The 5,408-nt window shown below is 38.7% G+C and carries 6 protein-coding genes; all 6 read right to left on the bottom strand.

The genetic code is table 11. From position 1 onward, the window contains the following. On the bottom strand, positions 1-1,189 hold a 1,189-nt coding region (locus ABZA26_RS06765), incomplete at its 3' end, for an RND family transporter (protein ID WP_372713760.1). Positions 1,190-1,206: 17 nt separating this feature from the next. Further along, positions 1,207-2,457 carry a hypothetical protein gene (locus ABZA26_RS06760; RefSeq protein ID WP_372713759.1) on the bottom strand — a complete coding sequence of 417 codons (1,251 nt, stop codon included), beginning with the start codon at positions 2,455-2,457 and terminating at the stop codon, positions 1,207-1,209. A gap of 23 nt (positions 2,458-2,480) precedes the next feature. Next, a complete protein-coding gene (locus ABZA26_RS06755) occupies positions 2,481-3,251 on the bottom strand; it encodes an outer membrane lipoprotein-sorting protein (RefSeq protein ID WP_372713758.1) in 771 nt (256 codons plus the stop codon). Positions 3,252-3,533: 282 nt separating this feature from the next. After that, positions 3,534-3,794 (bottom strand): DUF3343 domain-containing protein, encoded by a 261-nt coding sequence (locus tag ABZA26_RS06750; RefSeq protein WP_372713757.1) that lies wholly within the window; start codon positions 3,792-3,794, stop codon positions 3,534-3,536. Beyond that, complete coding sequence (gene yedF / locus ABZA26_RS06745; RefSeq protein WP_372713756.1) at positions 3,794-4,375, bottom strand: sulfurtransferase-like selenium metabolism protein YedF; 582 nt, start codon at positions 4,373-4,375, stop codon at positions 3,794-3,796. Before yedF ends, ABZA26_RS06750 begins: the two co-directional genes overlap by 1 nt. Positions 4,376-4,417: 42 nt before the next feature. Continuing rightward, a complete protein-coding gene (selD, locus tag ABZA26_RS06740; protein WP_372713755.1) occupies positions 4,418-5,176 on the bottom strand; it encodes a selenide, water dikinase SelD in 759 nt (252 codons plus the stop codon). Positions 5,177-5,408: the final 232 nt, after the last annotated feature.

Genomic DNA, 5,408 nt, shown 5'->3' with positions numbered 1-5,408 from the left:
TCTTAAGAACTCTGTCGATAAACCCCGCTTTTGAATCCAAGGATTCACCGAAATCTGATAAGGATTCCTCTTTTATAAATAAAATTATATAGGAGGGGATGAAGGTGACAGTGAGTATCCACGCCATACCTATACCGAAGGCAACAAAGAGCCCGAAAATCCTGACAGGCGGTATAGGGGTCAGGGCAAGAGATGCAAATCCCACACAGGTAGTGAGTGAGGTGTAGAGCATGGGAACGAAGAGCTCATCCATGGTGCCTCTGAGGGCAGCCTCTTTATTTCCATATTCGGGATAAAGATCATGAAATACGCTGAGGATATGGACGGAATCTACGACAGCTATTGGCATCAGAAATATAGGTATCATAGAGCTCATAATATGTACTTTATATCCCATACCTATGAGAAGTCCCATTGTCATCAATACACTCATGACAGAGATGATCATAGGAGAAAGTATCAGGCTGGTTTTTTTGAAAAAAAGTTTTAACAGAATAAATATTATAACCATGGCTAAAGGTGCTGAAATTTCCATCTGCTTAAACATCTGCACACCAAAGGTATCTTCAGCCACAGGAAGTCCGCTTATATAATAGGAGTCACCGTTATTAAATTTTGCTATTACCTCTTTTATCATGACAGAGTATTCATAGCTGAGATCCTTTGATTTTATAGGGATATATATTGCCAGGGCCTTTCCGTCATCTGAAACCATGGTTCCCTTCAATACCGGGTTTGACATAATATTATTTTTTATTTTCAGAGAATCCTCTATATCTTTTGGTGGTTCTTTCATAAGCCACTCAAAAATTACTTCTCCGACTCCTCCCTGACTTATGTTGTCCTGAGTGGAGGGAGATATAATATCCTCCTTTATTACACCATCCCATGTCTTAATATTCTCTGTAAGAGTATGGATGTCCTGCAAAGTTTTTGGATTAAAGACTCCCTCATTTCTATTTTCATTCACCACTCCCACCACTATGATGTCATTTAGAAGAAATTCTTTTTTGGCATAATTGTGGAATGTTCTCACAAATGCGTCTTCAGAAAGCATATTCTCGGGGTCTGTGTCGATTTCAATCTTAGGTATAAAAACTGCCAGGATGAGGGTCATGAGGACAAAGATGGATATTATAAATTTGGGATATTTTATTGAGATATCGGTAATTACTTTTTTTATTTTCATATTGATTCCCCCGATTATCAGAATGAATATCTTATTCTCAAGTATACATTGGTATTGTCTTTCAGCTGTGAAAAATCTGTATGGAAATATTTTCCGTAAAATATATTCATACCCACTGAAGTATTTAGATCGTCATTCCATTTGTATGATATGTCAGGATTGACATATCCGTCTTCATCTGTAGGTGAGTAAAAAGTAAAAAGTTCATATTTTAGTTTTTGCTGCATCACCATTTTACTCAGTCTCAGAGAGAACATACTCCTGTTTTTATGTCTGGCATATTCTTCCATGCTAGCTGGAAGAGAATCACGGTAATTATCATAATCCATCATATGCTCAAGATAATACTGAACTCCCACTGTAAAGTCTCTCCAGACTTCTCTTTTATAGCCTGCCAGAAACTTTAAATTGGAATTTACAATATTCGGATCGTCGCCTCTCCTGTCATCCTGAGAATCTTCATATCCGAACTCGCTGTTGGCTATTCCTCCAAGGGCAGATCCGACCCAGCTTGCTCCTACCACGTTGCTTTTTGAATACTGGTACTGGCCGCTGTCTGAGGGATTAGGGTCCAGATAAAAACCTCTGTACCCGTAGAGGGCGACTTCGTTGCCCTCTATATTTCTTTTTACTCTGAAGGCAAGTTGTGTATTTGAAAGTGATGTAGAGGGTTCATCCGGATCAAGATAATCTTCTCCAGTATGGACAAAATCCCCGGAAGACTGGTCAAAAAAAGTCAGCCTTTCACCGTCGACCACTCTGTTTGCAGTGAAAAAAGGAATGACCACAAGATCCACTATATATTCCTGTGGAAAAAACGATACCTTAACAGCGTCTGAAGGTAATTTTAGATATTCCATATCCCTTCCAGAGTAGAAAGATTCGTAGTCCTTTGGGAATCTGTCGTTTATAAATATAAGGTCGCCTGTTCCCCATGTCAAAACCTGACGTCCTGCCTTTATTTCATAAAAAGATGAGGGATAATATGATATGTAACCTTCTCTCAGTGACAGCTTCCAACTGTCTAAGACCTCGTCCCGGTAAAAATCTACCTTGAATCTGCTTTCTGAGGTGTCAGTGAGGATAGTACCTGCCTCAAGCTGCAGCCTGAGTTCACCGAGATTAAAATTTTCTTCCTGATACTCTTTAGAAGCCACAGGTCTGCCCAAAGCCCCTTCTATAAATCCGCTGAACTCAGTGTCTTCAAAGGGAGCGGGGAATACCCACTGAAATGTCAGAAAGAATATAAGAATGTATCTTGATTTCATAATTAATCCTCCCTTTGTAAAATTTATCTCAGCCACTTTCTAGGAGGACGTCTGAGATACCTTTCTGTAAAAATGTCCTCTTCCATTCCCAGATTGTATACTACATCGCTGAATCTGTTTATTGTGTAAGAGCCTTTCTCTATTTCGTCAGCTTTCATAATCATTATTGTGGGAAATCCATCTATGACTTCTACTTTTTCAGCACTTATCCTTCTGTAGATTTTCCCCGAGGAGTTGTAGTAATCAGCCTTCACAGGGAGATAATTTTTTTTGTCTATATAGGTTACGAAGTATGAGAAATCTTCAGGAGTTTTAGGTGTATTTTTTATTATATAATAAGAGCTGTCTTCACCTGTCAGCTCATGAATATCCTCGGTAATAGAACGACCCGAGATGTCTTCATAGGTAAAATCAGATCCCACAAAACTGCTTCTTTTGTCTGTGGAAGCTATTCTTTTTACAAGATCAAGGGCAGGGAGGTATAACCATCTGTCATCATCTTTCCCTATATTTTTATGAACCATAAAAACCATGTTTTTTACATCTGAAGGTTCTTTAAAGTAGGCATAGTACATCTGCTCATTTCCGTCAGAGATGTCTTTTCTCAGCATGATAATACGTCTTTTTCTGATTCTTCCGTTTTTATCCACTATTTCCATATCCACTGTGGCCCTTCCGTCTTCTCCCGAATAATAAGCAGCATTATAGGCCTTACTAACTATTTCATTTACATCGGCAGAAAAAGTAAATGATCCCCAGACAAGCAGGATAAATATAAGACAGACTTTCTTCATTAAAGATCCCTCCTTTTAAACATAAAACTAATTATAATCGTATAATATATACTGTTCTTTTTTTGATAATCCTATGATTTTTTTTATTTTTTCCATTTAATCTTATATAAAAAATATCCGTAAATTTAAAAACTTCCGGATATTTTTTATGAATTCATAGTATTTATACTTTTCCACAGAAGGGGGGATTACAATAATCTGCCGATTTCTCAGGAAAATTTTTAAAGAGAAATTCAAATTAAAAAAAACAGAGTCCCCTATAATGAGGACTCTGGTGATTTTTCAAAGTCTGGTGACATTTTTTTTTAATCCTGATTTTTCCACGGTATAGAGGGAGAAATCGGAGGAGTTTTCAGGCAGCAATAATTTAATCTCTTCCAGGAGAGAAAAATCAAACTTTATGGACAGGCCGCAGCTGGCGGTTATTTCTTTTGGCACTGGGATTATTCTTACTTTGATATTTTTTTGCAGAATGAGTTTTTCCAGCTTCATTATCTGGTGAGTTGAATCAGCGGTTATAAGGCAGAAAATTTCAGATTTCATTAGGGCCTTATTACCTTTGTGGCCTCTGTTTGTCTCTCTATGATTGTATACATATTTGAGACTTCACCGATGGCAAGTTTATCCTGTATTCCGTAGTAGTTTAGGCAGGTACCGCAGGTCAGTATCTCTGTCCCTCTTTCTGCAAGGATTTTAAGGTCTTCCACAGATTCTGATCCTTCCACTGTTATTTTGGCTCCGGAATTATAGAAAAGTATAGTGCTTGGAACATCTTCCATCTCTGTGAGGGTATATATAAATCCCTTCATAAGAATTTTCCCAAGATCCTCACTGCCGTCTCCCATCTGGTCAGAGGCTATAACAATTACAGTTTTTTTATTTTTAATTTCTGCTTTCTCTTCTGATTTATTATCTTTTTTTATTTTTACATGGTAAACTCCGTTTTCTTCAGTGGTTTCAAAAGAGAGTCCTGTTTCTCTGGCCATTTTTTCGAGATTTTCCTTGGAGATTTCACTGTCTATAAGGGTTTCAATTACTCCCTCTGTAATCTCTTTTAAGGCTTTTTTTGTCATTATTATGGGCATGGGGCAGAGTTTTCCCCTGGCATCTACAATTTTATTCATAAAAACTCCTTTAAAATATAAGTTTGGTATCTGTTTTGGTTTTTATTCTACAATGATAGTCTGTTCCTGCTTTTCTTCCACTCTTCCAACTATGGAGGACTTTATCTGAAGTTTATTCAGTTTTTCCATAATCTCCTCAGAGAATTCGCTTCCTACTGAAAAGAGAAGACCTCCAGAGGTCTGAGGATCAAAGAGAATCTCCTGAAGCCAAAAAGGTACATCGTTGAATAAAACTCTGTCTCCCAAGTGATTTCTGTTCTTTTGTCCTCCGCTTGTTATATAAAACTCTTTTGCATAATCTTTAGCTTCTTCCATATACGGGATCAGTTCTTTTTCAAGAATAAAGGTCTTTTCAGAACCTCCTGCCATTTCAAAGGCGTGACCTAAAAATCCAAATCCTGTTATATCAGTACAGGCATTTATAGGATATTCTCTAATTATATCCATAGAATACTTATTGAGGGTTGTCATATTTTCCAGGAGCTTTTCTACTGCATCGTCAGAAGCTTCTCCTACACTGTAAGCAGTAGCTATGATACCTGCTCCCAGAGGTTTTGTAAGGATGAGAGTGTCTCCCTCCTTTGCACCGTAATTTTTTAAAATTTTATCCGGGTGGATAATTCCTGTGACAGAAAGACCGTATTTTATCTTGTCGTCGTGGATGGTATGTCCTCCGCTGAGGACAGCTCCGGCTTCGGCTACCTTTTCAGCTCCTCCCCTCAAGATCTCCCCTAAGTAGGAGATATCCATTTTTTCTGGGAAACATACGATATTCATGGCAGTTTTGGGTTCTCCTCCCATGGCGTATACATCACTGAGGGCGTTGGCAGCAGCTACCTGGGCTCAGCCTAACGGGTATGCCCTGAAAACGCCGGAGCGCGTCTAACGGCTGAGTGAGAGCGATTCTAACCTGGGTTTGGACGCTGATATGGACCAACAGTTAACACCCAATCGACCAGCGTCTTCTGTGCCGATGACACAACGCAGAAGGCGCCAGCACCATTAGTACCGCCCACAAGGAAGGTTCTGGCAC

It is taken from the genome of Ilyobacter sp. (genome assembly GCF_041583315.1).
Classification (GTDB): Bacteria; Fusobacteriota; Fusobacteriia; order Fusobacteriales; family Fusobacteriaceae; genus Ilyobacter.
The sequence above is the reverse complement of the archived record's forward strand: the minus strand, read 5'-3'. Positions and strand labels throughout refer to the sequence as shown.

Coding starts and splice junctions, on each gene's coding strand:
- yedF (WP_372713756.1), bottom strand. CDS start 4,375: ATGAATAAAATTGTAGATGCCAGGGGAAAACTCTGCCCCATGCCCATA.
- selD (WP_372713755.1), bottom strand. CDS start 5,176: ATGGGAGGAGAACCCAAAACTGCCATGAATATCGTATGTTTCCCAGAA.
- ABZA26_RS06755 (WP_372713758.1), bottom strand. CDS start 3,251: ATGAAGAAAGTCTGTCTTATATTTATCCTGCTTGTCTGGGGATCATTT.
- ABZA26_RS06760 (WP_372713759.1), bottom strand. CDS start 2,457: ATGAAATCAAGATACATTCTTATATTCTTTCTGACATTTCAGTGGGTA.
- ABZA26_RS06750 (WP_372713757.1), bottom strand. CDS start 3,794: ATGAAATCTGAAATTTTCTGCCTTATAACCGCTGATTCAACTCACCAG.